This is a genomic window from Methylosinus sp. (genome assembly GCF_036560965.1).
GTDB lineage: Bacteria > Pseudomonadota > Alphaproteobacteria > Rhizobiales > Beijerinckiaceae > Methylosinus.
Map to the genome: position 1 here is coordinate 22,854 of NZ_DATBQF010000014.1, position 25,500 is coordinate 48,353.

A 25,500-nucleotide genomic window follows, 5' to 3' on the forward strand; every position below is an offset into this window, starting at 1 on the left:
GGGCGTCGCGACAATGGCGGAGCCGCTGGTCTCGCTGCGCGGGATCGGCAAGAGCTTCGCCAATGGCGTCGCCGCCCTCGAGAATTTTCATCTCGATCTGCGCGAGGGCGAGTTCCTGACGCTGCTCGGCCCCTCGGGCTGCGGCAAATCGACGGCGCTGCGGCTCATCGCCGGCCTCGCGACGCCGAACGCCGGCGCGATCGACTGGCGCGACGCATCCGCCGCGCACAATATCGGCTTCGTGTTCCAGGAGGCGACGCTGCTGCCCTGGGCCGATGTCTTCGCCAATGTCTATCTGCCGCTGCGCCTCGCCGGCAAGACGCGTGAAACAGCCGCGCCGCTGGTGCGCGAGACGCTGGCGCTCGTCGGCCTCTCCGAGTTCGAGACGGCGTTGCCGCGCCAGCTCTCCGGCGGCATGAAGATGCGCGTCGCCATCGCCCGCGCTCTGGTCACGCGGCCGCAGCTGCTGCTGATGGACGAGCCCTTCGCCGCGCTGGACGAGGTGACGCGCTTTCGGCTCGGCGACGATCTCCTCGCCATGAAGCGAAGCCTCGATACGACGATCGTCTTCGTCACCCATTCCATCTATGAGAGCGTCTATCTCTCGACGCGCATTCTGGCGCTCTCCGCCCGCGGCGGAACGATCGTCGATACGATCGACATCGACCCCGCCATCATGCGCGACGAGGAATTCCGCACCAGTCCCCAATTCGCGCAATTCTGCCGGCGCGCCTCGGCCGCCTTGCGCGGCGCCTATGGCGAGGAGAAGCATGGGGGAGAGAAGCGTGGGGAAGAGAAGCGATGAGCGCCGCAAGGCCCCGGGAGACCTCCCCGTTGCGCGATGCGCTGCTGCCGCTCGCCGTTCTCATGGGCGCGCTCGCCGTCTGGGAGGCGGTGGTCGTCCTCTGGTCCATTCCCCCCTATGTGCTGCCGGCGCCGAGCGTCATCGGCCAAACGCTGGTGAAGGATCGCGAGATCCTCGTCTCCGCGCTGCTCGTCACTCTGACGACGGCGCTGGAGGCGCTGGCGCTGGCGACGATCGGCGGCGTCACGCTGGCGCTCATGATCTCGCGGTCGCGATGGATGGAGCGAGCGCTGATGCCCTTCGCCATCGTGCTGCAGGTGACGCCCATCATCGCCATAGCGCCGCTGCTGCTGGTCTATCTCGCGCCCGGTGAGGCGGTGCTGGTCTGCGCCTTTCTCGTCGCCTTTTTCCCGATCCTCGCCAACACATCGCTCGGCCTCGCCTCGGTCGATCGCGCCTTGGTCGAGCTTTTCGATCTCTATCGCGCGTCGCCCTGGCAGAAGCTCGTCTATTTGCGCGCGCCGGCGGCGCTGCCGCAATTTTTCGCGGGATTGCGCATCGGCGGCGGGCTGGCGCTGATCGGCGCCATCGCGGCCGAGCTCGCGGCCGGCGCGGCGGGGCAGGGGGCCGGCCTCGCCTTCCGCATCTCGGAGGCCGGCTACAGGCTCGATATTCCGCGCATGTTCGCGGCGTTGGCGCTGGTCTCGCTCGCCGGCGTCGTCATTTATGCGGGGCTGACGGCGCTGTCGCGTCTCGCGCTCTCGCGCTGGCACGAGAGCGCGCGCGGGACGGACGAGTAATCGATGTGCGCGGCTCCTTCTCCCTTCACGGGAGAAGGTGGCCCGGCGAAGCCGGGTCGGATGAGGGTTCGAGGCGTTCTGAAACGAATCGCAATTCGGGTTCGGGCCTCACCGTCCGACGCCCACCTGCGCGCAACGCGAATCGGCGGTCTTGAAGTAGATCGGATCGCAGGGCGCGAAATCTTCCGGGCACATTTTTTCGCAGAATTGCGCTGGCGCGACAACCACGCTCTCGGCCGGCGGCGGCTGGCGGGGGCGTCGCTCGGCGGCCTCCGCCGAGGCGAGAAGAGCGACCGCCAAGGTCGAGGCGAAGACGATCCATTCGCGCATCATCGTCCCTCCCTCGGGAAGGGCGAATCATCGCTCTCCGCGCGCTTCGCCCACTGCGTCCACCCCATATATATCGTTGCGGAAGTGAACGGTTCCATTCGCGGAAGCCCATCCGGTCATATAAACCCAGACGACCGGCACAGGCTTGGGCAAGGTCACGTCCTGACGCTCGCCGCCGATCTTGGACGTGATCGCTGCCCTGTCCCATTGTCCCGGCGTCCCCTCCAGCAACCAGGCGGCGAGGTCGTAGACGCCCTCGACGCGCACGCAGCCATGCGAGAGAAAGCGATAGTCGCTCGAGAAGAGCCGCTTGCTCGGCGTGTCATGCATATAGACCGCATGCTTGTTCGGCATGGCGATGCGAATCGAGCCGAGCGAGTTCTGCGCGCCGCTGTCCTGGCGCAGCGTATAGTTCGCGGCCCGTTCATTGGCCCAATTGATCGATTTCGGCTCGATCTCGGTCCCATGATTGTCGAAGACGCGAATGCGCGCCTTGGCGAGATAGGACGGGTCCTTCTGCATCTTGGGCATGATCTCGTTCTTGATGATCGAGACCGGGACCGTCCAGGTGGGGTTGAGATTGACCGCGCCGATCCTCGCCTCGACCTCGGGCGAGGGATGCTCGACATCGCCGACGATCGCCGTATAGCGGCGCGCGACATGGCCATTCTCGACGGCGTCGACGGCGGCGGAGGGGATGTTGACCACGACATAGCGCGGGCCGAAGGGGAAATCATTGCCGGCGAGCCGCTGCGCCGAGGAGGCGAGCTGGCGAAAGCGCACCGAGGCGGGCACGTCCAATTCGCGCAAGGTCGCCCCGGCGACGGCGCCGGTCTGCTTCAGCCCCATGCGGAATTGGAAATGTTTCACCGCCTGGGTGAGGGCCGCGTCCCAGGCCTCGCCGCCGGCGGATTCGGCGGGCAGATCGCCCTCGGCCGCGAGGCGCTTGCGCAGCGCCGCCACCGCTTTGCCGCGCGCGCCGGGCTGGAGCGGCGTTCCCACCCGCGGCCAGCCGCCGGCGTCGGCGATGGCGGCGTAGCGCTCGGAGGCCAGCGAGGTGGCGAAAAAAGTCTCGGGCTGCAGCGCCGGGGTCGGATCGTCGGAGAGCGCCATTTCGCGCGGCGGCGCGGGCTTGGGCTTGGGTTTTGGCTTGGGTTTTGGCGCGGCCGCCGTCTGAGGCGCGGCGGCGGGCGCGGGCTCCGCCGGCGCCGGGGCGGCGGCCGGCGCGGGCGCGGCGGGCTGCGGCGGCGCAGGAGCGGCGGCCGGGGCCGGGGCCGCTGCGGCGGGCGGGGATGGCGGCGCGGACGGCTCGGCGGCGGCCTGCGCCACAGCGGGGAGCGGCGTCGAGGCGAGCAGTCCCGCCACGGCGAAAATCGCGAATGCGCGACGGGCCTGTCGAATTCGAAACGTGTGTCGCATGGTGTTCCGCGCCAGAATCGCGCCCGAAATCGCCGACGCGCTGCTTTTGCAGCTTTTCCGCCTTGCCGGGCTCGCGGTCAACCCGCCCGGCGGCGATCGCGTGACGCCGATTCCGCGAAATCTGCGGTTTTGCCCGCTTCTCGCCGTCGTCGAAGCGCCGTCCGCGCGGCCCGTCTCTCGACGGCCCTTGCCTTTTCGGCCCGCCCCGCCCATACCGCGCCGCAGCGAGATCGCGCGAGGAAACCGGACGCCATGGGCTTCAAATGTGGAATCGTCGGCCTGCCGAACGTCGGCAAGTCGACCCTCTTCAACGCGCTGACGCAGACCGCGGCGGCGCAGGCGGCCAATTACCCGTTCTGCACCATCGAGCCCAATGTCGGCGACGTCGCCGTGCCCGATCCGCGCCTCGAAAAGCTCTGCGAGATCGCCGGCTCCAAGCAGATCATCCCGACGCGCCTCACCTTCGTCGATATCGCCGGGTTGGTGCGCGGCGCCTCCAAGGGCGAGGGGCTCGGCAATCAGTTTCTGGCCAATATTCGCGAATGCGACGCCATCGCCCATGTGGTGCGCTGCTTCGAGGATGGCGACATCACCCATGTCGAGGGCGACGTCGATCCGATCCGCGACATCGAGACGATCGAGACCGAGCTGATGCTCGCCGATCTCGACAGTCTGGAAAAGCGCGTGATCCCGCTCGAGAAGAAGGCCAAGGGCGCCGACAAGGACGCCAAGGAGCTGCTCGACCTCATGCGCCGCTGCCTCGATCTCGTGCGCGACGGACGGCCCGCCCGCCTCGTCCAGATCGCGCCGGAGGAGCGCGGCGCGCTCGCCGGGCTCGGCCTGCTGTCGTCCAAGCCGGTTCTCTATGTCTGCAATGTCGAGGAGGGCGCCGCGGCCGAGGGCAATGGCTTCTCCGAGAAAGTCGCGGCGCGGGCGCGCGAGGAGGGGGCGGTGAGCGTCGTCGTCTCGGCCAAGATCGAGAGCGAGATCGCCGTGCTGCCGGCCGAGGAGCAGACGGATTATCTCGAGGCGGTGGGGCTCGAGGAGCCGGGCCTCAACCGCGTCATCCGCGCCGGCTATGCGCTGCTGAAGCTGGTGACCTATTTCACCGTCGGCCCCAAGGAGGCGCGCGCCTGGACGATCGAGCAGGGCACCCGCGCCCCGCAGGCGGCGGCCGTCATCCATACGGACTTCGAGAAGGGTTTTATTCGCGCCGAGACGATCGCCTATGAGGATTATGTCGCGCTGCGCGGCGAGGCGGGCGCGCGCGAGGCCGGCAAGTTCCGGCTGGAAGGCAAGGAGTATGTCGTCGCCGATGGCGATGTGCTGCACTTCCGGTTCAACACCTGACGCGGTTGGGGCGTGTGGTGAATGGGGTTTGGGACGCGCCGGGCGGGGACGTTCGGTGGGAGCCGTGATCGCTGCCTCGGCCCGTCGGACGGCCGCAGCCTGTCACGCAATTCGAGAATTAGGGACGAAAATCAGCCCGTTGAATTTTAAGGGCTTTTTCGGTGCGATTTTCCGGTGTGAAATGATCGGCGTTTATGGCAGGCTTGCCCCATGCCCATGATGGCCCCGCCCGACCCGATCCTCGAGCGCTTTCGCGCGGCGCTCGCCGAGACCTACGGCGACCGGCTGTCCCGCGCGGTCCTGTTCGGTTCCCGCGCGCGGGGGGATGCGCGACCGGATTCCGACTACGACATAGCCGTCTTTTTGCGCGACATGCCCGACCGCTTCGAGGAAATGAACCGGCTCGCAGACCTCGGCACCGGCATTCTCTACGAAACCGGCGGCGTCATTCATGCCCTGCCTTATCAGGCCGCGACCTACAACGACCCGCGCATGCCTTTGATGCATGAAATCCGCGCGGAAGGGCTCGATTTATGAAGCCCCAGACAGATGCATTCCTCGAAAAGGCGAAAGAGCTTCTGGGACAGGCCGAAAGAATGCTTGGCGTAGGCTTGAACGAAGCCGCTGGGCGCACGGCCTATCTTGCCGGATTCCATGCCGCCCAAGCTCTGATCTTCGAGAACCACGACCGCGTTTTCAAAACACATTCGGGTGTTCAGGGCGAGTTCGCGCGTCTGGTGAAGAACGATCCGCGCTTCGACATCGACCTTCGCGCCTTTCTCGGCCGCACCTACAATCTGAAAGCCATCGCCGATTATGAAACAGGCGCGGACTCCCATGTCTCCCATGAGCATGCCGCCGAGGCGATTGCGGGCGCCGTGCGATTTGTCGAGACGCTTTCCTCTCTGCTGTCTGACAGCTCGTGAGGCAGGCGTGGCATGAATTACGGCTACGCGCGTGTCTCGATAGACGGGTCACTGTAATACCCGCAGATTTCGAGAAGAGTTTTATCTGCGCCGAGACGATCGCCTATGAGGATTATGTCACGCTGAGCGGCGTGGCAGGCGGGCGCGAGGCCGGCAAGTTCCGGCTGGCCGGCAAGGAGTATGTCGTCGCCGATGGCGATGTGCTGCACTTCCGGTTCAACACCTGACGCCGGTTGGGACGTGTGGTGAGTGGGGTCCGGGATGCGGCAGTAGCGGACCGCTGGTTATCGTCGTAGACACGACGAATGACCGACGTAGCGAACAAGATTCCAGTCGACCTCATCGAGGCAGCAGTCCTGCACCTCGATTGTGAGGAAGCGGATGGTCCGGGTCCGCCCACTGGGTGGCGGGCGGTATCGCTTCTACAGCAGCGCGCCGATACTGTCATGTTGTCCGCAGCAATAGCGTTAAGCGTAAGCGCTGAAAGTGTCCGACGTCGCGTCGGAGCAGCTATTCTAGGCCAGCTCGGTCACTCGCATGACAATCCGGATGGCGTCTTCCGGGAAGAACGATACGGCGCTCTCGAACGGCTCCTACTCAACGAAATCGAGACCGCCGCCGACGCTGACGTTCTGGAGGATACTTGCGTCGCCTTGGGCCACCTCCGCGATTGCCGTGCAATTCCCATCGCGTTGAAACTCGTCTTACATTCGAACGCAAAGGTCCGGTTCGGTGTTGTCATGGCGCTTACCGGATATGAGGACGAAGCCGCGATCGCGGGACTAATCAAGTTGTCGTCTGATGACGCCAGCGACGTTCGCGACTGGGCGACTTTCGGCCTCGGGCAGCATATCGACGTCGATAGCGATCAAATCAGAGCGGCCCTGCACGCGCGCCTTGTCGATATCAATCCTGACGTCAGGAACGAGGCGATCGCGGGACTTGCGCGGCGCAAGGACAACGCGGTGTCGTCAGTGCTAGCTCGGGAGCTGAGCGTGCAAGTCGCAACACCGCTCTTTGAAGCCGCTCGCGATCTGGCTGACCCTTCCCTGTGCGCCGCATTGTTAGCAGCCCGCGAAATCGGGCAACCGTGGCGCAGTCACGAAGAAAAGGACTGGCTGAAGGCGATGGCGGCCTGCGGCTGCCCTCTGCCAGATTCGTAATATCCCCAATGGGTTAAAAGTAGCCGCCTCATCACCCGATATCGCCGCGCAGCCACAGTGGAAAGCGCCGATCGGCTCATAGCCGCCGTCTTTGCTCTCGGGCGATGGCTTGGTCCAACGCTTGAAGGAATTGGGATCGGTTCGCCGAAGAAAATGGCGGGGGGCCGCCGGTGATTTCGCCCGTCGAGCGGATATGCTCCATCAGCGAGCGCTGCGCGAGCGCCAGACCGATCGAGTCCTGCGTGAAGGCGCGACCATAGGGCGCGATCGCATGCGCCGCCTTCGCCAATACACGTCCGGCCAAAGGAATATCGCTGGTGACGACCACATCGCCGGCGACGACCTGCTCGGCGATCCAATCGTCGGCCGCGTCGGCTCCGGCCTCGACGATGATCCGGGCGATCAGCGGCGATCGCGGGATTTGCATGAAGCTGTTGGAGACGACGAACGTCCGCAAGCCATAGCGCGAGGCGACTTTATACGTTTCATCTTTCACGGGGCAGGCGTCGCCGTCGATGTAGATCGTGATCGTCATGGCGCATTCTAAGGCGACACAGGGACATAATCGAGTCGATCGACGCGCCGAGAGGGCGATCGGGCGAACGCCGAAATGGGCGCGCCAATTCTCGTTTACCCGATCGCCCTGCGCGCCGGAAGGCTCGCATCGCGGGGCCTCGCAAGGGCGTGATTGTTTCGCCGCGCGCCTATCGGGCGTCGGTCGTCGCCCCGCCGTGCCTCTGGCAGGGCGCCGCCTGCGCCTTATGTCTCCCCGATCCGCAGGGCTCGCGGCAAGGTCGCAAGGCGGCAAGGCGGCAAGGGAGGCGCGCATGAGCGATCCGAGCGCAATCGAGCGAGGGCAGGGCCGTCCCCGAGGAGAAGGCCGCCCTTATGACATCGCCTGCCTGATACTGGGCGGGGTCGTCTGCGTCGCGCCCTGGGCCTTCGGCTATCATGACGATATGACCGCCGCCGCCGTGAGCTGGATCGCCGGCAGCTTCATCATCATCGCCGCGGCGATCGCGCTCACCAGCTACACGCGGCTCTTCCGCGAGGTGAATGTCGTGCTCGGCGCGCTCACCGCCTTCGCGCCCTGGCTGCTGCGCTTCGAGCATAATGTCCCCGCCGCCGTGGCGCTCGGCGTGCTGGGCGGGATCGTCGCCTTCATCTCCGCCGCCGAGCTGCTGTTCTGGCCAGAGCCCGGCGCGAATGCTTGAGACTTATTTCGCCGGCGGCGTGCAGACCACCGAGCTCTCGTTCAAGACGAAGCAGATCGACATCTGCCCCGAGCGCAGATCGACGCGGAACACGCCGCCCTCGCCCGTATGGCGCGAGGCGATGAGGGCGTATTCGCTGAATTGCCCGGCCTTGGCGCCCTCGCCCGGCGGATAGCAGAGCGTGACGCCGACGGCGGCGCCGTCCTTCAGCCCATATTGGCAGGCCCCGACCTCGCCGCTGGCGCGATCGAGCCGAAAGACGCGGTTGAGATCGGTCTGCGGGGCGGCGAGAAATTCGTAATTGCCGGCGAGCGCCGCGCCGACCGACGCCGAGAAGGCCGGCGCCGCCAGGGCGGCCCCGAGAGAGAGGAGACGAATGGCTGCGCGCAAGGTTACACTCCTTCGACGAATCACCGGGCGCAGTCTACACGCCGATGCGGCAATCGCGAGACGGCGCCGGCGGGCAGGCGGAGAAGGGGCAGGCGGATGGACGGCGCGCCGACACTGGTCTTCGATCTCGACGGCACGCTCGCCGACACGGCCGGCGACCTCATAGCGACGCTCGGGGTTCTGCTGGAGCGCGACGGCCGCGCGCCCGTGCCGCTCTCGGCGGTGCGCACGCTCGCCGGGGCGGGCGCGCGGGCGATGATCGAGCGCGGCTTCGCGGCGACGGGCGCGCCGCTGCCGCCGGAGCGGATCGAGGCGCTGTTTCACGATTTTATCGACCATTATCGCGAGCGTATCGCCGTGGAGACGCGGCTTTTTCCGGGAGCCGAGGCGGCGCTGGACCGATTCGCCGAGGCCGGCTTCGCGCTCGCAGTCTGCACCAATAAATCCGAGGCGCTCGCCGTTCTGCTGCTCGAACGGCTGGGCGTGGCCGAGCGATTCGCGGCGATCTGCGGCCGCGACACCTTCCCGGTCCACAAGCCGAACGCGCGCGCGCTGACGCTGACGATCGAAAAGGCGGGGGGCCGGACGGCGCGCGCGGTGATGATCGGCGATTCGCAGACCGACATAGCGACGGCCAAAAACGCCGGCGTGCCAGTGGTGGCGGTGGATTTCGGCTATACGGAAACGCCGGTCTCGGCCTTCGCCCCCGACCGCGTGATCTCGCATTTCGACGAATTATGGGGTGCGGTGGCGTCGCTCGGGGCGCTGGAAACGTCGGCATGCACTTGACGGGATATGGCGTCGTCTCTTAGAGGAAGGTCCGGCCTCACAGGCTTACGGGCGGCTAGCTCAGCGGGAGAGCACTCCCTTCACACGGGAGGGGTCACAGGTTCAATCCCTGTGCCGCCCACCATTACTCGGCTTCGCGACGACTTTGGCGTTTTTGCTCGGCCAGACCGCGAGGCGAACGTCTTTCGTGCGAATGTCTTGCGCAAGCGCGATCGCTGTGGCACAAGGCCGCCCGACGCTGCAGTAGCTCAGTGGTAGAGCACTCCCTTGGTAAGGGAGAGGTCGAGAGTTCAATCCTCTCTTGCAGCACCATCAAACTCCAACGATATCAGTCTAATAGTCGAATCAACGATTTCGCAACGCCCGGATGATACCGTGAGGTGCTCCCGAATGGTGTTGCGCATGGCCCGTCCGTTCAAGCATCCCAAGACCGGGGTCTATTGGCTCCGCAAGCACGTTCCTTTGGAACTGCGCGTTCTCGACGAGAAGCTGCCGAAGGAGATGCGACGCTCCCTCGGCACGAAGAATCCCCGCGAAGCCAGGCGCGTGCACGCGGAGATGATGGAATCGATAGAGGCGGCGTGGCTGGATTTGCGCCAGCGGGCCGGCGCTCCAATTCCCGAGCGGGAGCCGAAGCCGAAGGCTCCAAGAATCGAGAAGCCGAATCCAACGTGGATCAACGATCAGCAGATCGAGGGTCTGGCGGGCGCGGTCTACCGGGCGACGATCGAGCAGTCCGCCGGGAGGCGGGATCCGCTGTCGGCGCATGCGTGGGAGTGGCAGGAGAACATCGGTCGGATGGCTCTGGGTCTGGCCGAGATCCCCGAGGTCTGGGCGGACTGGAACGCGGAGGAGGCGGCGTGGGGCTTCGTGGAGCCTCTGGTGCGGAAGGTGCTCGAGGAGCACGGGCTCGACATCTGCCAATATTCCTGGGCCCGGCTCCGGCCGCGCGCGCTGGAGGCTCGGCTCAGGGCCATCGAGCAGATTTTGAGGGAGGCCAACTACGACTGGACGCCCGACGCGGCGGCTGCGGCCTTCCCCGAGCTGAAGCTGCCCCTGACGGCGGCGCGGCTGTGGAAGGAATATGTCGAGGTCCGCAACGTGCCGAGCGGGACGCGGAAGCGGTGGAAGCCGATCTTCGACGGCTTCGTGGCCTTCGTCGGCCGGGACGACATGGCGATCGTGACGGAGGACCATATCAATCGGTGGCGCGACCACCTGATCGAAGGCGGCCTGACGCGCACGAACGTGAAGAAGAACTACCTGATCTGCCTGAAGGCGATCTTCGCATTCGCGGTCCGCAACAAGCTTCTCAAGGCCAACCCGGCCTCGGGCGCGCATGTCGAGATCGGTCGGCGCGACGAGAAGCCGGTGAAGATGCGCGCTCTCTCGGACGAGGAGGCGGCGATGATCCTGACGGCGACGCTCGCGCCGGTGGGCAAGCGGATGTCGGTCAAGCGGGCCGCGGCGCAGCGATGGGCGCCGTGGATCTGCGCCTACACCGGCTGCCGGGTGAACGAGGCGACGCAATTGCGGGCCTGCGACATCGCCAAGGTGGACGGGATCTGGTGCTTCCGGTTCACGCCCGAGGCCGGGACGACGAAGAACGGCGAGGAGCGCGACATTCCCATCGCGCCGCACCTCATCGAGCAGGGATTCCTCGACTATGCGGGGTCATTCGAGGGCGACGCACCCCTGTTCCACAATTCGACGTCGAAGGACCGCGACGCGCTCGCGAGCGCGGCGGAGACGATCGGCGGTCGCCTGGCGACATGGGTCCGCGACATCGGCGTCGCCGATCCCGCCGTCGCCCCGAACCACGGCTGGCGGCACCGCTTCAAGGTCGAGTGCGCCGGGATCATCCCCGAGGCGCACATCGACTACATCCAGGCCCACGTTCCCGTGAACGTGGGTCGGCACTACAACCGGCCTCCGCCGCGCAAGCTCCTGCCGTGGATCAAGAAGATCCCGCGCTACGATATCCCGGGCCTTCCCAAGGCGCCGGCACATGGCGGGAAGGACGCCGGCGAGGGGGACGGGGCGGCGGAGTGAGGGCTGGCGGCCATGGTCTTGGGTGGAGTCCTTGCCGGCGCCTGTCGGCAAGGATGACCATTGAATGGTCAGGAATGGCCTTCCACGGAGACAAGTTCATCGAAGAGCGGGAAGAGGCTCAGTCGCAGATCGCGCGAATTTTCCAAGCGGCGACGATAGGCATCGGATTCGCGGGAGATAGGCAACTTTTCAACGCCTACACTGGTTGCAGTAGAAAATACGCCCGCATCCAGTCCGTTGGGACCGAACCTAAAACATTGCCTGAGCATTACCTCAACAACCGCTTTCCCAGTCGCGGGAGGAAGTGACTTTAGCAATGCTAATCTTTTGCCTAATGAGACATAAAACGACTCTTTATTTTCTTTATGTATCAATTCTAAATTGAATAGTTCGGGATCACTACTCGATAGCTGAAATGATTTTGCAATGGCGATCGAGCTTCCTAGAAGAGGATGCCTCGTCGCGTCGTGCATCGCTTGTGCTAGCTCTTCCTCCCTGCCGAGGGATCTAGCAAAGGCGATCGATGCAAATGCCCAATTATGAATTATTGTCGTATTTGGTGTTGTCGCTGGCGGGAACGAGAAAGTGCAAAAAATAAGAGGCTCGGTGGCGGCCATCCTCCATAGCGAAAGTAGCTCATTGAAAGCCGCGCCGATAAGATCAGCGAGTTTTTCTTCCTCAATTGCAAGCTCGCGTGCCATATCGCGCTGCTTGTCAGCGAGAATCATAAGCGGATGCCAAGCATCACTGAACGAGATAGCTGGATCACCGTTTGCTGCCGATTTAAGAATTGCAATCAGCGCGTTAATCGCATCTCTAACGCCGGCCTCCTTCACTATCTTAGGTTCAACCAGAAGCGCCATGATATAGTAGGTCGCGTTGCTCGAGTTGAACTCGCTGGCCCGCGCCCTCGTATGAGAGACGATATATTCTAGTTTATCAAATCCTAATTCGATTAATGAAGAACCAAGGCGATGGATGATAAACAGTATTCTCGCATGCTCGGATTCTGTTTCAAGGCAATAGCGAATCAGAGCTTGCGTAGCTATCTTCGCGATTTCACGATCGCGTCCGTAAAGTGAAATAGCAGGCTCCGATACGAGAAATGTTATCGCCACACGAGCAACGGTCCATGGAGCGCCATTTGGAAATCTTTCCAAACTGGACAACATTGCTTTAATCGCATTCGACAAAAGTTCGTCAGAAAAAATATCTGCATACTCACTAAAAGTTTCAATAGCGCTTGAAATATTATTAAAGTCTTTGTCGTCTACCATCGTAGAAATAGCTTTGATGATAGACTCTGCTTCAAGCCCTCTAAATTCAGGTCTCGACTTCGCAATTTCTTGAAGTCCCTTCAATCCCGCATTTCCTAGGTCTCGGTCACTGAAGATAGACCGCTCAGAAAATCTTGTGGCATCTGCTATAAAGCGTATCATCATTGACGCTGCGTCTGTAGATTCTATTGGAAGAAACTGAAGCCATCGACGAAATATGACCAAGGCGACCGCTGTTCGCTTTATCTTTACGCCTTCGGTCCTTTTGCATATATCGATAGCCTCCTGAACACTCGATAATTGAACATAGCAGCGAACGAATTCTTCGCTCCATGTCGTCTTTTCGGCAATATCGCGAAAGCCACTCTCAATGATAAGCCTTAGCCCGATCGAGAACGCTTCTTCATTTCGGTCATTTTTGATTTTAGACCTTAGCTCATCAATGATCGATCTGCCATAAAAAGCTTTTGTTCGACTGCTTTCAACAACCACGCCCAAGGATATCTGTCTGCGCAGGATTGCCCAAAACTTCCTATTCGCATTGACATAGTCTTCGCATGCCCAAGCCATTAGGGCACCGCCAAGGTTGTAAGTATCTTTGACTTGAGGAGCGAACAAAATTGCAGGCCTGATTTCGTCAGGAATCATCAGAGTGTCTGTCGCTTCCGTCGCCGACTGCATGCTGTCTGTCGACGCATTCGATATTGACAGGAACTCAGAGTTCAAATTAGAATTCTTGGTAAGCTTAGTAAGACAATCGTGCGCGATTTGCGGTCCTTGAGCGAACCACAATGCAGTGGCGTGCGACTGCGTTGTCAGAACCCGCATCGAAGCGACGAAGGCGCGCCACTCGAAACCGATGTCTTGCGAGAGCATTGATTCGGCATGTTTATAGAGTTCTTTGGCCGCGTCCCAGCAGTCGATGTCTCCACAAAGGTCTCCGAGGTGTTTGACGACAACTGCATCGAGCGGCCTGCTGAAAGCCGATGTAATATTTTCGACTAGCGATGCGAGCGCTTCCGGTGATAGGCCGCGTTCATGCAGCTTGCCGATGGCGTCCGTTATAACCGTCAACGCCTCTGGGATAGGCGCGTCTGGTCTCCAGCGTGTTAACGTGTCGATGTCTATCGATCCGAGGGCGTAGGCCGTTTCCAACGCCTCCATCACTGACGATTTGGAAGACGCGACACCGCGTGGATACCGCACCACCGAGTCGTTGTTCGACACGACGCTCCTGATCAAATTCTGAAGATAGGCCGCGAATGGATCTTGTATTTTACGAGGACGTATTATCCAGGCGGCAAGGACGCCCTCTCCACTGGACAGCATGTCGAACAGGTCGCTCAGCGCGACTTGATTGTCACTAACGATTTCCACGGTCGCGGCGCAGAGCTCCTCGAGCATATCCGCAGATAGGAAGTGCCGCAGTGAAATCCAAGGCAAATAATTTTGCTCGAAGTGCTCTCGGCGGCTCAGGGAGTGGTTATTCTGCATCCTGCGCCTCCTGCTTTGCAAACCTTATTTCACCACCGTCGGCCTGTCGACCAACGTATATTACACACTTTTCTATGCTTGAAAAGTTTGACCATAAAGAGTTATCGCGAGGAAGTCGGTGTATTGTACACTCAAGAACACGCACTTCGATGCCTTGCTTGTTGCTTATCGGAGACAGCATGCATATAAATCCCATACTGCTCCATTTCGTCAAGGCATCATCGTCAGGACGCGACCAGCTATTGTTTTGGCTTTCGTCTTTGTTTTTCGGCCGGCCCCAACATGAAGTATCAATCCCAGAAGGAAATAATGCATTTTTAGGCGGCGGAACGGGGATAAATACTCCAGATAGCCCTCCGTCTTTCATTTTTACACTATCTCCATCTTCAATTTTTATGTCATGAAAATTTGCAAGAACAAATACAGAGAAGTGGTGACGGTGAAAATCGTCCGCCGACTTTTGAAAAGAATCAAGAAACTTTCTGTGCCATTCCCTGTGTATGCTTGGACGCGCAACACCATTTTTCACCTGTGGAGTGCATGTTGAAACGGATACAATATCGATATGATCTGGAACGTCGCCGTCGAAACATTGTGTTGGTATTTTATTTATAAGTTCGATAGGGCCGCCCATACCTTTATCTGTCTGTAGCGTTGTTGCATCTGAGCATAGAAGTGGTTGCATCACAATATTTTTAAGGTTACCCTTGCTCTGTCTAAGTGTTATTAAATTTAATAAATTTGCTTCGCTCATATGGTTTTCAGGTGACGGACTAAACTCGAATATAGATCTAACGATCTTGGGATGGATGCACACGCGTAATTTGTTGTGTTTATCAATAGCAAATACGCAGCCAACATTGAACATTTCGTCGCTGCGCTGACTTGTTATCCACGACTTAAATTTTTGAATATCATCAATATATATAGATTTTACTTGTTCTATTGATTCGATAAGATTCAATAAGTCGCGAGTGGAGAACAGGTATTCTGAATTATAGCCGATGCGAAGCCCTACGTGCACGCACGTAAAAATTCCCTTAATCGTAGTAAGGGCCTGTAGCAGTGTATCTGGATCTATAAATGCTTCTGGGAATGTTATTAAGTCGACGCGCTTCGTCGATATTGATTTGCGAATATTGTCATATTTATCGATCTTATCATTTTCAGGCGGCATTATTAGATGCGTCATCGTTGCATCGAATATCTTTTTGTGTGTTTTTGGGTCGTAATGAATCGGCTCGACGACGCGCGCTGTGAAAGTGCGGGCATTGCGTTCGATTGGCCATTGGATGTGGTTGCCTTTAAATTCGGTCATTTTCTTTTCGTCGCATACGTCGAAAGCATGAGATAATGGGTGCAGACGTTTTGAATCGTGTCAAGGCATTTGACTCGTTCGCCCCTCAGACCGTCATTCACGGGAGCGGATATCGTTACACCAAAGGTTTTATGACTTCGTCGAGGAGTGCTGAGGCTCCTCTAAAGCTGATGACGCCTGTGCTGCGGGTTCTGACGCTCGCAGCGCAAGCTTCTCAGATAGGGAGACCCGCCAGTAAGGCAGAAATCGAGCAAAAACTGTCGACGGCATACCTTGGATATTTTCGACCCACCACGAAATAGAATTTAAATCAATGTGTACGAGCTGCGTGGGCGCATCGCCGTCGTCGATATCCAATGAAGTCACGAAATAGACGTAGTCGGCTTCGCTCGAACGATACAGGCCAACAACCCACACCGCCTCGAACAGGAGCGGTTGCGGCAGGAGTCGCGCGGCCCTGTTCGCAAACCATTCGGAGTCGCCTCCTTCCAAGAATACAACCAAGGTCTTGCCGGAAGCATATGCGGCCCCACCCTTCGTCTGCTTTTGTTGTATCGCTCGGATAATCAGATCCTCTACACTTAGACCGTTATCTTTTGGTCCGCGCGGCGCAAGGACATGCTCGGTCGGATAGGGTTTTCCCTCACCCAGATCGTAAATGATCCCATCCCCACCGATCGGGTCGCTGGAAAAAGTGAACCGTTCGCTCCCCGTGACGGAGTTCTGTGCGGCGCAGATCAACCAATTTGCCAACACCTCACGCGACCGCATGTCGTCGAAGTTCTTGAACGGCTTGCCTGTGAACAGATGCTGACCATTCAGAATGAACTTTTTCATCTCCTCCAGGCATATTTTCATGCTTTTGAATCGCTTTGCATCGTATCTCATGAACGAGTATCCTTCCCAAAGACTTTTCATGCCATCCAACGCTGATGGCGGCGGTCGTTACTCGCGGTCTGACGTCGACAAACTACGAACGCAAGTCGACCCGAGGTGGATGGCTATGAAAAAGTGGTTGGTATCAGGTTAGAATTCCGATTGGATCCATTCCAGCGATCACGACCGCTATCTCCAAAAAATTTTCCTCAAACCGACTCGACTCCGTTCATGGCCTGTTCTAGTTTCCCCGTCATGAGCATGAACCCCACGATACGCGTCGAACGCGAAGCCGAAGAACGGTTGCCGAAAGGCGGCCGCCCGGCTCCGTTCGTCCTCCGCGGAGCCCGCCGAATCTAGGCGCGCTGGAGGACGCCCCGCGTATGTGAGCGTCTTCCGATGAGTTCGTTCTTCTTCCCCTTCTCCGTCCCGATCGCCGGCGCCCGTCGCGCCGAATTCGAACGCCGGCCCGGCGCGACGCGCGCCTGAGCGCGCTCCCCGTCCGCCGGGCCTTCCCCCTTCGAACAGCGATTCCACCGCGCCGGCGTCCCGCCCGCGCGAACGACGGAGCTTTTTTCAATGTCTTCCACGATCTTCTTCGACGCCGACCTCGACGTGCTGGCCGCGCGGACGCGTTCGCTGGCCGACGATCTCGCGCGCCTTCACGTCGACGGCGGCCCCACCGACGCCGATCTCGCCGACGCGCCGCTGCTCGACCATTGGGTCAAGGCGGCGCGCATGCTTCCCGCTTTGGCCGGCTCGGTTTCCGGCCACCCCGTGATGGGCGACCGCCCGCGGATCGTCACCTCGGACCTGTTCGCGCTCGACGCCGACGCCGGCTGGGCGCGCACGGCGAACCGCTTCTATCGCCTCGGTCGTCCCGGCGGCGCCGCGCGCGGGAGGGACCAATGAGCCGGCTCTCGCATCTCAAAGGAAACGACGACCTCTTCGACCGCCCCGACGATGACGACGACGACGCGGTGTCGCCGGGCGGCGTCGGCGACGCGCTGGCGTGGGCGTGTCTCAGGGCGGCCCTGCCGGTGGATCTCAGGCGGCGCATTCGTCGCGGCGACACGGTCGCCGTCGTCGTCCAGGCGCCCGGCGCCGACTGGTGCGATCCCCTGGCGCGCGCCGTCCATAAGGACCCCCACCAGGTCGTCTGCCTGTCGCGGGACGGCTCCTCCCGTCGCGACCACGATCCCGCGCACGGCAACGACGGCGTCGCGGCGGATCTCGCGGGCGGGCGTTCCGTCGTCGGCGTCTCGCAGGATCCGCAGCGGTTCCTGCCGTCGACGCTGGTCTCCGTCGCCGACGCGCAGGTCCGCGTCCGCGCTCCCGACGCCAAGATTCTGCGGTCGCTGCTGCGGAAGCACGCGAGCGGACGCGTTCCCGACGCGCTTCCCGACGTCTCGACGCTCGGCTTCCATGAGGTCGTGGCCTGCTTTCGCTCGGGCGCGGCGGCGCGCGACGTCGTCGCCAATCTGGTGCGGATCGCCGACGCCAAGAAGGCGGCGACCGTCGGCGCGATCCGCGACGCGGACGACGTGCCGCCGCTCGACTGCCTGCCCGCCGATCTGCGCCGGCTGGCGCGGGACATCGCCTCGGGCGTCGCCGACTATCGCGCCGGTCGAATCCGCTGGCGCGACGTGCGGACGCCGGGCGTGCTGCTCGCCGGCCCGCCCGGCGCGGGAAAGACGACCTTCGCTGCGTCGCTCGCCCGCGCCATGGACGTTCCGCTGATCGTCGATTCCTGCGGACCCATGTTCGCGCGCGGCGGCGACGCCGGCCATCTCGGCACCATCGCCCGCGCGATGCAGGACGTCTTCGATGCGGCGCGCGCCGCCGCCTCCGTCGCCGGCGTCTCCCTCCTCTGTGTCGACGAGTTCGAGGCGGCCTGTCCCGACCGGGCGTCGATGGACCGGCGCGGCCGCGACTTCTGGACGCCGATCGTCACCTTGGCGCTGACCCTGCTCGAGGACCACGACGGCGTGATCGTGGTCGCCGCCTCCAATTGCGCCGATGCGGTGGACGCCGCCGCCGTCAGGCCGGGCCGGCTGACGCGCGTCGACGTCGCTCCGCCCGGAGCGGACACGCTCGCGCGCATCCTGCGCTGGCGGCTCGGCGACGCGCTTTCGGGCGTCGCCGACGCCGATCTCGTCGCGACGGTCCGTCTCGCCGGGCCCGGCGCGACGCCGGCGCAGGCGGCGCATTGGGCGCGCGACGTCCTCCACGCCGCCCGCAGCGCGCGCCGCGACGCCGGGCTCGACGATCTGCTGCGCGTGATCGCTCCGCCCGATCACCGCTCGCCCGCCGACCGGCGCGTCGCCGCCGTCCACGAGGCCGGGCATTGCGTCGCCTATCTCGACGCGGGGCTGACCATCGCCTCGACGTCCATCGTCGTGCGCGGGAACGCGGGCGGGGAGACCCGCGCCGCCGGGAGCCCGCCGATGTTCCCGACGCGCGCCGACCTCGACGCCGGCGTCGCGCTGCTGCTCGCCGGGCGCGCCGCCGAGGAGATCGTCCTCGGCGCCGCGTCCACGGGCGCCGTCGTCGATCTCGCGATGGCGACGCGCGCGCTGGCCGACGGGCATGGCAGCCACGGGCTGGGCGACTCGCTGCTGCACCGCGCCGACCCGGCGCGAACGCTGGCCTTCGATCATGGACTGCGCGCCGCCGTCGAGGCGGATCTCGCCCGGCTGCACGCCCGCGCGCTCGATCTGATCCGCCGGCGCCGCGCCGACGTGGAGCACATCGCCGACGCGCTGCTGACGCGCCGGTTCCTGACCGGGGACGACGTCGCCGCCCTGCTGGCGCCGCCGCCGGTCCGCGACGCCGGCCCGAAGGACGGAGCGACGGACGCCGGGCCCGGCCCCAAGGTTCGCGGGCCGAAGATTCGCGGGAGGAGTTCATGACGGACGGCGACCTGCTCGACGACGTCGTCGCGCGCCTGTGGACGGTGCGCGAGCGGCTCGGATCGCGGATCTTCCGCGCCGCCGTGAAGGGCGCGCTCAACGGAATCGCCGCCGCCATCCTCGAGGAGGCGGAACGGCGCGCCGGCCTGCGACCCGACGGAGTCGTTGTCAAGTTTCCGCTCGGGCGGCGACGAATTCGCGCCGCCGGGAACGGCGACCTCGAATCCTAGAATGTAGGCTATTAATCCTACATCGGCGCGATGCGCGAAGGCCCGGCCGGAAGGACCGTCGCCACAGTTCCATTCGCGGGGCCACAAAACCCCGCGCTATCTGACGGAAAATATACGAGTCAAGCGAAAAGGCTCCCGGCCTCCTCCCGGCGACATCGGTCGGCGGGCTCGGGCAGTCGCAACTTCGAAAGGGGCATTGATTCCTATGACCATCACCGACCATGTTTCCGACCGCACGCCGACGGCGGTCGATCGGGATCCCACCCGCGCGGCTCTGGCGGCGGCGTTCGAGGGGAAGGCCCTGCTCACCATGGGCGAGGCCGCCGGCGTCCTGAGGCTGAGCGTCCGCACGCTTCGGCTTCATGTTGCCCGCGGCGACATCGCCTTCGTGACGGAGGGCGCCGGCGCGATCCGTCCGCGCAAGCGGTTCGCCTTCGCCGACCTCGATCAGTTCGTCCAGAGGCAGCGCCGTCGGATGCAGCCCATCCAGCGACCCGCCCCGAGGATCAATGTCAGCGTGAGAGTAAGGCCGACAGGCCGTGGAGGTTGAAATGGCTAGCTTCAAAAAGACGCCGCGCGTCTTCAAGAGAAAGGATTCGCCCTACTGGGTCTATGATTTCCAGATCAGAGGCATCAGGTTCAACGGATCGACCAAGGAGACCAATCGCAAGCAGGCGGAGACCTACGTCCGCAATCTCGTCGACGAGGCGCTGCGCGGAGCGAAGGCGCCGGCGGCCGTTCACTCGGAGGATCGCACCTTCGCGCAGGCCGTCGACGATTACGCCCGCGAGCGCCTCTCGACGATCGCGTCGGGAAAGAAGCTCCGCAGCAGTCTCGATCTGATTGCGGGATTGATCGGCGCCGACAAAATGCTGTCGGAGTTCGATCACGCGGCGGCGAGCGATCTGCTCAAGGCGCTTCGCGAGCATAAACCGAAGAAAAAGCTGGTTGGGGCCAGCTATGCGCCTCGCACTCTTGCCGCTTTCGTCAATGTCTTGCGGTCGTTGCTCAGCCATGCGCGCGACGTCTGGAGGATCCCGTTGGCGCCGATCCAATGGCGCAAGCTGGGAGTAAAGGTTCCGCCGAGGTCGATCCGCGACTACTCGTTCGAGGAGGAGAGCGCGATGTACGCGGTCATGGATCCCGAGGACGCCGCGATCACCAAGCTCATGATCGACACGGGACTGCGCCTCGGCAACGCCGTATCCCTGCGCTGGTCGGAGGTGCGGTTCGAATTCGACGAAATTCACGTCTGGGTCAAGCCAGGCAAGCCGCACATTGCCCTCATGACGCCGCGGGTTCGCGAGCTCCTTCTAGAGCGCCAAGGAAACCACCCGGAATTCGTCTTCACATACTGCGCGAAGACGAAGGTGCGCACGGTCGGTGGGGTAAAGCTCCCTCTCGAGCGTTATCCCGTCACAAAAAGCACCTTTCAGCACCGATGGGACAAGCTCAAAAAGATTCTCCCGTTCCTGGGTGACCGCCACGACTGTCGCCGTACATCGGGCACCAGAATTGCGCGCTACACCGGGAGCATCTTCGCCGTCATGGGGCATCTCGGGCACACGAACATCGCGCAATCGATGCCCTACATCGCCTTCTGTAAAAAGGATCACAAAGCCGCCATGGCGACGGTGGCGCAGATGGAGAAGGCGGCGCGAGGCGCGAAACCGACGGAGAACGAGCCTTCGTGACGACGCCGACTTGTAGACGAACCGGAAAAGGAGGGGGCCCGCCAGCCCCCTCTTTTTTTTGCTCGGAACGAATCGGCGTCGAACCGCCCCTAAATGCTCGAACGCTTAGGGTGGAGAACGACTGCGTCATGTGGACTGACGCGCGTGCGGAACTCAACGAGCGATCGCGCACCAAGTTCATGCGTGGTCACGTTCCAATCGTAGCGAGCCAGAACCCGCTCGCTGCCCCAACCTATTTGGCTGTTCACGTCCGAATGCGGACGGTCTCACCGCAGCGCGTTGCCGAGCAATGCACGTGCGCGATCTCTCCCTGTGCAATGCGACATTGAGATCTGTCGACAAAAACTCGTGAATTCCGCGGGACTTTTGTCGCAGATAGCCGTTGGAATTCGCTTTTAGACTCCGTTTGGCGCCGCTTTCGTCAATGCCTATAAAATATTGTGCAGGCTTGATGTTCTGGCGATTCAAGAGGATGCGTAGATTGAACGAGTCGCCATGGAATAGTTCGTGTACAGAGTATTGACGGCCGCAAGAACGCGTTGTTTTCCAAGTGATTGGCTTGCGGCGGCTGGCGACCGCGGGCTTTTCTCGTGACTTTTCGCCGCGCCGCGTTCGGCTCGGCGCATCCGGCCATCGCCGGGCGATGTCCTCTCCGCGTCCGCGCCGCGCCGCCGATGGTCGCTGCCGGGCCCGGCGCGCGCTCGGGCGTCGGGCCCGGCGATGGCGCGGACTCGGAGCGCGCCGGGGGACGGCCCCGCAGCGGCGGCCTTCCCGGCAGCCGCGCCTGCGGGAGGGGCTCGGAGCCCCGCAGCGTTTCTGGCGACCGCCGCCCATCGCCATGCCACCCTCGACGCGCTCAGAGGGGCCGGCAAGGCTCGGGGGAGGCCGCCGGCGACGCCCCGACAGCATCCGTGCGTGTCCGCGACGGCGGACCTGCGGGGACGCCCCGTGGCCGATCAGGCCGTCGGACGTCTCGAGACCCGGCGTTCCGTCGGCGACATGGCGCGGACGCGACCGGAAATTCGTCGATTTCTCCTGCGGCCAGAAGTCGCGGGCGTCGCGCCGGCATCGACGGCGCGACGACCCTCGAAACGGCCCGTTTTTCAAGGATCGGCGTCGCGCGTCGATGGGAACGCGGTCCTGCGACCGGCGCCGCGCGGCGGATTGGAATTGGCGCCGCGAATCTTGAGGCCGGGCGTTTTGGGCGACGGCGAGAGCAATGGGATTCTGGGCGAGGAATTTCCGGCAGGGCCACCGTCCGCGAGTCGAACCCATGACACAGGGAAGCATTTATAGCCGCGCCCGTCGCGCTCGCTTGAACAACGCCGACGCATGCGGCACGCCATTCCAATGAACACCGAATCATGGCGGCCAAGGGCTGGGTCGGACCGATCGGTCGTTCCCGAATTTTGGCAATCGATTCATTGTATGAGGTGGTCATGGCGCGTATCGAGGCGGAAGTCAGGCTGCGGCCGGTGCGGTTCGCATTTCTCGTGCGTCCAGACGACATGGCGCAGGTGTCGCGGGCGATCAGGATCAACACGTGCCTATGGGGCGGACGCCACAATCCGCTCGTCCCCGTCTTCGACGAGACGCCAGAATGGTGGGACCGCCACGGTGTGTTTTCCGACTCCCCGCAGCGAATCGTCGACGGCTATCTCGACCTTTTCGAACCCGATTTCATCGTCGAAGGGGAACCGGGTCTCGCGGCAAATCTCGACTTCGATCCCCACCGGGTGCTCGCTCCCGACGCCGTTCTGGTCAGGGAGGGCGACGCCTCCCGCATCGGCCCCGGCCTGAGCGTGTTCGACATCTACCGCGATCTCCATCGGCGGGTGTTCCAGTTCGCACGGCGGCGCGAACACCACATCGTCGTCGTGGAGCCGAAGGATCCGCAATTCGCAGACTTCTGCGCTGCCGTGTTCGGCGGCTTTCCCGACGAAGACGGACTCGGGTATTTCGCCAGAGGCTTCAATGACGCCTTCGAGCCGAGGAAGGTGGCGCTGGACGGAAATTCGCTGGCCGAACTCTATCACGACGGCTGTGAGAGCGCCTTCGACATCGCCAACGCGACACTGAAGGTCGAAGCTCGAGGGCGGATGGGCATCGGCTACGATCCCGTCGTGTTCGTTATGAATCCAGTCGAGGCGCGCGACTTGCTGGATTTCTGGAATCTAAGGGCATTGAGGGACGCGGTCGTCGCCGCGCCCCTCCCGTGGCTCGCCGAGATGTCCGCGAATTTTCGGCAGTTCATCCTCGATAGCCTTTTGGAGGCTGATGGAGCGTCGGACCCGCTGCCCCATCGCGCCACGGTGATGTTCTCGAGGTCGGTCGATTCTGGGCGCATCGATGATCTGCATCGCGAGCATTTCCGTGTCGAACGCGACGGCGCCAACCTTGTTCAGGACTGGTATCCACCGATCTGGCGCGGAGCGTCCGATTTCGTGGCGTCCGACAGGCCTCCGCGCCTGACCGCAAAGAGGGTGAATGTCGAGTGCTCATCGAGCGACGACGGGCCGCAGCTTCAGCTCGAGTTCCTCCAACCAGACTTCGTCGGAGAGCATCGGGGTGACGGCTCCTGGGCGAACGTCGTCCAGATCCGCGAGTGGGGGTTCGACAATCTGTTCGCCACGACATTCCCTTGCGACCACAGGAGGCCGATGCCCCCTTATTTCCATATGCCGTCTTTGAGCCGACGGTATTTGTCGACGACGGAAGGCATCGTGACTTTCCCGAATGTTTTTCGAAGCAGGGAACAGTGGAGCATCCCAGATTGCACTACCGCGATCTTGGAATGGTTCAAGTCGAAAGGCGTCCGCGCCGAGCGTTCCGACGCCGGGCGCGCCGCAACGCAGATCGTCAAGACACTCGGCGGCCTCATGGGCGTGGCCGCCGTTTCCAGCGAAAAAGTCGTCGAGTTCTTGAACAATATGTCGCGTAGGCCTTCCAGAAGCGCCCACCATCACGAATTCAAGAACCGCATGCAAAAAGCCAGAGGCAATGATCGGCTTGGATTTGAATGGCTCGTCGACCATGGCGCCGTCGAGTTGGGACTGGAGGTCAAATGCCCCCACTGCTCGAGCCGGGGCTGGCACCCGCTCAATCGACTGAGCAATCAGGTCGAATGCACGCTGTGCCTTCGACCTTTCAAATTCCCGGCAGCCGACATCGAAAAAAGCACTGATTGGGCCTTTCGTTTAGCCGGGCCTTTCGTCCTGCCGAACTACGCGAACGGCGGTTATGCCACCGCCCTCGCGATCCGATGCTTGGCGGGAATGTTCGACGTGGGAGACCGTCGAACGACGTGGTCCGCCGGTCTCGACCTGCACTTTCCAGACGAGCAACACCTAGAGGCCGATTTCACCCTCTGGCATCAGGCAACGTCGTATAGCAACCGGTCCGTCCCCGTGGAATTGATGTTCGGCGAAGCCAAAAGCTTCGGCAGAGAGTCCTTTCTCGACGAGGATGTGGACAGAATGCGGAGGCTGGCCGAACGCTTTCCCGGCGCGGTGATGGTCTTTGCGACCATGAAGAACGAGCTTTCCTCGGACGAGGTGGTTCGGATCGCGACGCTGGCCGAATGGGGACGCGAGCGCATCGCCGTCGGCAAGGCGACGCGTGCCCCGGTGATCGTCCTGACCGGCGTCGAACTCTTCATGGGGGGGCTGCTACATGAGGGATGGCTGGCGAAGGGCGGATTGCACGCCAAACTGAGCAACAGCGGATTTTGGAGAACGGGCGACATGCGGAGGTTGGCCGATCTCACGCAGCAGATCTACCTCGGCCTCCCGTCCTACGGAAAATGGTCCAGGGAAAGGATCGACAACCCGCCGGCGGCGGCGCGTGACGCCGGGGACTGACCCGGCGGCGGCTCTTTATCCTTCCGCGCTGGCCCTCTGCTCCTCCCAAAGGATTCCGCCCCCGATCCCATGGCCGGGGCGGGGACCGGAATTGTCTGTGCGAACCCGTCGATTTGGACTCCACGACGGGCCCCCGCGTCCGATAGGATGGCTCCGCATAGGTGGTCCCGGCGGCGCCGAGCGTCGCTCCCATCCGGTTGCAAGTGGTTGATTCAAGGTCGCTGGATCGGGTGCAGGGAGGCTTCAATCCTCTCTTGCAGCACCATCGATCCCCCGACGTTTTCGATAACTCCCGTGCAACGGCGCGAAAGCCGCGGCTGCGCCGACGCGCCCGAGCCTCCAGACAATTCGATTGCACGGCGCCGTGCGCAATCGAACGGCCCTGCCGTTCCCGGCGTTCGGAGATTCGACGACGGTTTCGTGAAAATTTTCGAAACCAGTTGTTGACAGTGCCGAGGGGGCGGCCCTATAAGGCGTTCATCGACGGCGGCGCTGCCAACGAGCAGCGCACGAAGTCGCTTCTTCGTCTTTCTAGCGGAGTTCAGCCACCCGGCTGGTTCGTCGGGACGAAGAGGCGTCTTCAGTATCGGGGCTTCGGCCT

General features: G+C 62.6%; 22 protein-coding genes, 2 tRNA genes and 1 pseudogene. 18 read left to right on the plus strand and 7 right to left on the minus strand.

The window, feature by feature from the left end:
* Positions 1 to 13: 13 nt before the first annotated feature.
* Together VIF40_RS03580 and VIF40_RS03585 are read left to right on the plus strand one after the other, a co-directional pair.
* A complete protein-coding gene (locus VIF40_RS03580) occupies positions 14 to 805 on the plus strand; it encodes an ABC transporter ATP-binding protein (RefSeq protein WP_331936149.1) in 792 nt (263 codons plus the stop codon).
* The gene (locus VIF40_RS03585) at positions 802 to 1,605 is read left to right on the plus strand and encodes an ABC transporter permease (RefSeq protein WP_331936150.1); all 804 of its coding nucleotides are present in this window, start codon (positions 802 to 804) and stop codon (positions 1,603 to 1,605) included. Before VIF40_RS03580 ends, VIF40_RS03585 begins: the two co-directional genes overlap by 4 nt.
* 108 nt (positions 1,606 to 1,713) lie before the next feature.
* Here VIF40_RS03585 and VIF40_RS03590 read toward each other — a convergent pair whose 3' ends face one another.
* Both VIF40_RS03590 and VIF40_RS03595 read right to left on the minus strand, forming a co-directional pair.
* A complete protein-coding gene (locus VIF40_RS03590) occupies positions 1,714 to 1,938 on the minus strand; it encodes a hypothetical protein (RefSeq protein ID WP_331936151.1) in 225 nt (74 codons plus the stop codon).
* A gap of 24 nt (positions 1,939 to 1,962) precedes the next feature.
* A complete protein-coding gene (locus tag VIF40_RS03595; protein ID WP_331936152.1) occupies positions 1,963 to 3,300 on the minus strand; it encodes a L,D-transpeptidase family protein in 1,338 nt (445 codons plus the stop codon).
* A 306-nt stretch (positions 3,301 to 3,606) separates the two neighbouring features.
* On the opposite strand from VIF40_RS03595, the gene ychF reads away from it, so the two are divergent.
* The 5 genes and pseudogenes from ychF (at position 3,607) to VIF40_RS03620 (ending at position 6,793) form a co-directional block, all read left to right on the plus strand.
* Entirely contained in the window at positions 3,607 to 4,704 is a 1,098-nt protein-coding gene (ychF, locus tag VIF40_RS03600) for a redox-regulated ATPase YchF (RefSeq protein WP_331936153.1), read from the plus strand.
* Positions 4,705 to 4,914: 210 nt separating this feature from the next.
* Positions 4,915 to 5,241, plus strand: a complete 327-nt coding sequence (locus VIF40_RS03605) for a nucleotidyltransferase domain-containing protein (RefSeq protein ID WP_331936154.1) — start codon at positions 4,915 to 4,917, stop codon at positions 5,239 to 5,241.
* Entirely contained in the window at positions 5,238 to 5,630 is a 393-nt protein-coding gene (locus tag VIF40_RS03610; RefSeq protein ID WP_331936155.1) for a HEPN domain-containing protein, read from the plus strand. The genes VIF40_RS03605 and VIF40_RS03610 overlap by 4 nt, the downstream gene beginning before the upstream one ends.
* Before the next feature lie 53 nt (positions 5,631 to 5,683).
* Positions 5,684 to 5,857: pseudogene (locus tag VIF40_RS03615) on the plus strand (DUF933 domain-containing protein); the annotation flags it as partial.
* Between the two features lie 78 nt (positions 5,858 to 5,935).
* Positions 5,936 to 6,793, plus strand: coding sequence for a HEAT repeat domain-containing protein (locus tag VIF40_RS03620; protein ID WP_331936156.1), 858 nt, complete (start codon positions 5,936 to 5,938; stop codon positions 6,791 to 6,793).
* Between the two features lie 76 nt (positions 6,794 to 6,869).
* Here the strand turns inward: VIF40_RS03620 and VIF40_RS03625 are convergent, their stop codons facing one another.
* Positions 6,870 to 7,328 carry a YaiI/YqxD family protein gene (locus VIF40_RS03625; protein WP_331936157.1) on the minus strand — a complete coding sequence of 153 codons (459 nt, stop codon included), beginning with the start codon at positions 7,326 to 7,328 and terminating at the stop codon, positions 6,870 to 6,872.
* 292 nt (positions 7,329 to 7,620) lie between these two features.
* Here VIF40_RS03625 and VIF40_RS03630 point away from each other — a divergent pair, with 292 nt between their 5' ends.
* Positions 7,621 to 8,007 carry an SPW repeat domain-containing protein gene (locus VIF40_RS03630; protein WP_331936158.1) on the plus strand — a complete coding sequence of 129 codons (387 nt, stop codon included), beginning with the start codon at positions 7,621 to 7,623 and terminating at the stop codon, positions 8,005 to 8,007.
* A 3-nt stretch (positions 8,008 to 8,010) separates the two neighbouring features.
* Here VIF40_RS03630 and VIF40_RS03635 read toward each other — a convergent pair whose 3' ends face one another.
* Positions 8,011 to 8,397 carry a hypothetical protein gene (locus VIF40_RS03635; RefSeq protein WP_414684748.1) on the minus strand — a complete coding sequence of 129 codons (387 nt, stop codon included), beginning with the start codon at positions 8,395 to 8,397 and terminating at the stop codon, positions 8,011 to 8,013.
* Between the two features lie 96 nt (positions 8,398 to 8,493).
* Between VIF40_RS03635 and VIF40_RS03640 the strand changes: the two genes are divergently transcribed.
* The 4 genes from VIF40_RS03640 (at position 8,494) to VIF40_RS03655 (ending at position 11,238) form a co-directional block, all read left to right on the plus strand.
* The gene (locus tag VIF40_RS03640; protein ID WP_331936159.1) at positions 8,494 to 9,186 is read left to right on the plus strand and encodes an HAD-IA family hydrolase; all 693 of its coding nucleotides are present in this window, start codon (positions 8,494 to 8,496) and stop codon (positions 9,184 to 9,186) included.
* Positions 9,187 to 9,235: 49 nt separating this feature from the next.
* Positions 9,236 to 9,310: transfer RNA gene (locus tag VIF40_RS03645), tRNA-Val, on the plus strand.
* A gap of 113 nt (positions 9,311 to 9,423) precedes the next feature.
* Positions 9,424 to 9,498: transfer RNA gene (locus VIF40_RS03650), tRNA-Thr, on the plus strand.
* A gap of 78 nt (positions 9,499 to 9,576) precedes the next feature.
* Positions 9,577 to 11,238, plus strand: a complete 1,662-nt coding sequence (locus VIF40_RS03655) for a DUF6538 domain-containing protein (RefSeq protein ID WP_331936160.1) — start codon at positions 9,577 to 9,579, stop codon at positions 11,236 to 11,238.
* 68 nt (positions 11,239 to 11,306) lie between these two features.
* Here VIF40_RS03655 and VIF40_RS03660 read toward each other — a convergent pair whose 3' ends face one another.
* From VIF40_RS03660 to VIF40_RS03670, 3 genes are all read right to left on the minus strand, one after another.
* Positions 11,307 to 14,009, minus strand: a complete 2,703-nt coding sequence (locus VIF40_RS03660) for a hypothetical protein (RefSeq protein ID WP_331936161.1) — start codon at positions 14,007 to 14,009, stop codon at positions 11,307 to 11,309.
* Positions 13,999 to 15,327, minus strand: coding sequence for a hypothetical protein (locus VIF40_RS03665; RefSeq protein ID WP_331936162.1), 1,329 nt, complete (start codon positions 15,325 to 15,327; stop codon positions 13,999 to 14,001). Before VIF40_RS03665 ends, VIF40_RS03660 begins: the two co-directional genes overlap by 11 nt.
* Before the next feature lie 129 nt (positions 15,328 to 15,456).
* The gene (locus tag VIF40_RS03670; RefSeq protein ID WP_331936163.1) at positions 15,457 to 16,215 is read right to left on the minus strand and encodes a hypothetical protein; all 759 of its coding nucleotides are present in this window, start codon (positions 16,213 to 16,215) and stop codon (positions 15,457 to 15,459) included.
* A gap of 567 nt (positions 16,216 to 16,782) precedes the next feature.
* Here VIF40_RS03670 and VIF40_RS03675 point away from each other — a divergent pair.
* The 6 genes from VIF40_RS03675 (at position 16,783) to VIF40_RS03700 (ending at position 24,899) form a co-directional block, all read left to right on the plus strand.
* The gene (locus tag VIF40_RS03675) at positions 16,783 to 17,115 is read left to right on the plus strand and encodes a DUF6634 family protein (protein WP_331936164.1); all 333 of its coding nucleotides are present in this window, start codon (positions 16,783 to 16,785) and stop codon (positions 17,113 to 17,115) included.
* A complete protein-coding gene (locus VIF40_RS03680) occupies positions 17,112 to 19,115 on the plus strand; it encodes an AAA family ATPase (protein ID WP_331936165.1) in 2,004 nt (667 codons plus the stop codon). Before VIF40_RS03675 ends, VIF40_RS03680 begins: the two co-directional genes overlap by 4 nt.
* Entirely contained in the window at positions 19,112 to 19,345 is a 234-nt protein-coding gene (locus VIF40_RS03685; RefSeq protein WP_331936166.1) for a hypothetical protein, read from the plus strand. Before VIF40_RS03680 ends, VIF40_RS03685 begins: the two co-directional genes overlap by 4 nt.
* Positions 19,346 to 19,550: 205 nt before the next feature.
* On the plus strand, positions 19,551 to 19,895 hold the full coding sequence (locus tag VIF40_RS03690) for a helix-turn-helix domain-containing protein (RefSeq protein ID WP_331936167.1): 345 nt from the start codon (positions 19,551 to 19,553) through the stop codon (positions 19,893 to 19,895).
* 1 nt (position 19,896) lies between these two features.
* A complete protein-coding gene (locus VIF40_RS03695; RefSeq protein WP_331936168.1) occupies positions 19,897 to 21,039 on the plus strand; it encodes a tyrosine-type recombinase/integrase in 1,143 nt (380 codons plus the stop codon).
* Positions 21,040 to 22,403: 1,364 nt separating this feature from the next.
* The gene (locus VIF40_RS03700) at positions 22,404 to 24,899 is read left to right on the plus strand and encodes a hypothetical protein (protein WP_331936169.1); all 2,496 of its coding nucleotides are present in this window, start codon (positions 22,404 to 22,406) and stop codon (positions 24,897 to 24,899) included.
* Positions 24,900 to 25,500: the final 601 nt, after the last annotated feature.

What these genes read in the sequence shown, in the direction of transcription:
- VIF40_RS03670 (WP_331936163.1), bottom strand. Translation starts at nt 16,215, where the DNA reads ATGAGATACGATGCAAAGCGATTCAAAAGCATGAAAATATGCCTGGAG.
- VIF40_RS03590 (WP_331936151.1), bottom strand. Translation starts at nt 1,938, where the DNA reads ATGATGCGCGAATGGATCGTCTTCGCCTCGACCTTGGCGGTCGCTCTT.
- ychF (WP_331936153.1), top strand. Translation starts at nt 3,607, where the DNA reads ATGGGCTTCAAATGTGGAATCGTCGGCCTGCCGAACGTCGGCAAGTCG.
- VIF40_RS03695 (WP_331936168.1), top strand. Translation starts at nt 19,897, where the DNA reads ATGGCTAGCTTCAAAAAGACGCCGCGCGTCTTCAAGAGAAAGGATTCG.
- VIF40_RS03585 (WP_331936150.1), top strand. Translation starts at nt 802, where the DNA reads ATGAGCGCCGCAAGGCCCCGGGAGACCTCCCCGTTGCGCGATGCGCTG.
- VIF40_RS03665 (WP_331936162.1), bottom strand. Translation starts at nt 15,327, where the DNA reads ATGACCGAATTTAAAGGCAACCACATCCAATGGCCAATCGAACGCAAT.
- VIF40_RS03690 (WP_331936167.1), top strand. Translation starts at nt 19,551, where the DNA reads ATGACCATCACCGACCATGTTTCCGACCGCACGCCGACGGCGGTCGAT.
- VIF40_RS03680 (WP_331936165.1), top strand. Translation starts at nt 17,112, where the DNA reads ATGAGCCGGCTCTCGCATCTCAAAGGAAACGACGACCTCTTCGACCGC.
- VIF40_RS03580 (WP_331936149.1), top strand. Translation starts at nt 14, where the DNA reads ATGGCGGAGCCGCTGGTCTCGCTGCGCGGGATCGGCAAGAGCTTCGCC.
- VIF40_RS03675 (WP_331936164.1), top strand. Translation starts at nt 16,783, where the DNA reads ATGTCTTCCACGATCTTCTTCGACGCCGACCTCGACGTGCTGGCCGCG.
- VIF40_RS03630 (WP_331936158.1), top strand. Translation starts at nt 7,621, where the DNA reads ATGAGCGATCCGAGCGCAATCGAGCGAGGGCAGGGCCGTCCCCGAGGA.
- VIF40_RS03625 (WP_331936157.1), bottom strand. Translation starts at nt 7,328, where the DNA reads ATGACGATCACGATCTACATCGACGGCGACGCCTGCCCCGTGAAAGAT.
- VIF40_RS03660 (WP_331936161.1), bottom strand. Translation starts at nt 14,009, where the DNA reads ATGCAGAATAACCACTCCCTGAGCCGCCGAGAGCACTTCGAGCAAAAT.
- VIF40_RS03610 (WP_331936155.1), top strand. Translation starts at nt 5,238, where the DNA reads ATGAAGCCCCAGACAGATGCATTCCTCGAAAAGGCGAAAGAGCTTCTG.
- VIF40_RS03655 (WP_331936160.1), top strand. Translation starts at nt 9,577, where the DNA reads ATGGTGTTGCGCATGGCCCGTCCGTTCAAGCATCCCAAGACCGGGGTC.
- VIF40_RS03640 (WP_331936159.1), top strand. Translation starts at nt 8,494, where the DNA reads ATGGACGGCGCGCCGACACTGGTCTTCGATCTCGACGGCACGCTCGCC.
- VIF40_RS03700 (WP_331936169.1), top strand. Translation starts at nt 22,404, where the DNA reads ATGGCGGCCAAGGGCTGGGTCGGACCGATCGGTCGTTCCCGAATTTTG.
- VIF40_RS03620 (WP_331936156.1), top strand. Translation starts at nt 5,936, where the DNA reads ATGACCGACGTAGCGAACAAGATTCCAGTCGACCTCATCGAGGCAGCA.
- VIF40_RS03605 (WP_331936154.1), top strand. Translation starts at nt 4,915, where the DNA reads ATGCCCATGATGGCCCCGCCCGACCCGATCCTCGAGCGCTTTCGCGCG.
- VIF40_RS03685 (WP_331936166.1), top strand. Translation starts at nt 19,112, where the DNA reads ATGACGGACGGCGACCTGCTCGACGACGTCGTCGCGCGCCTGTGGACG.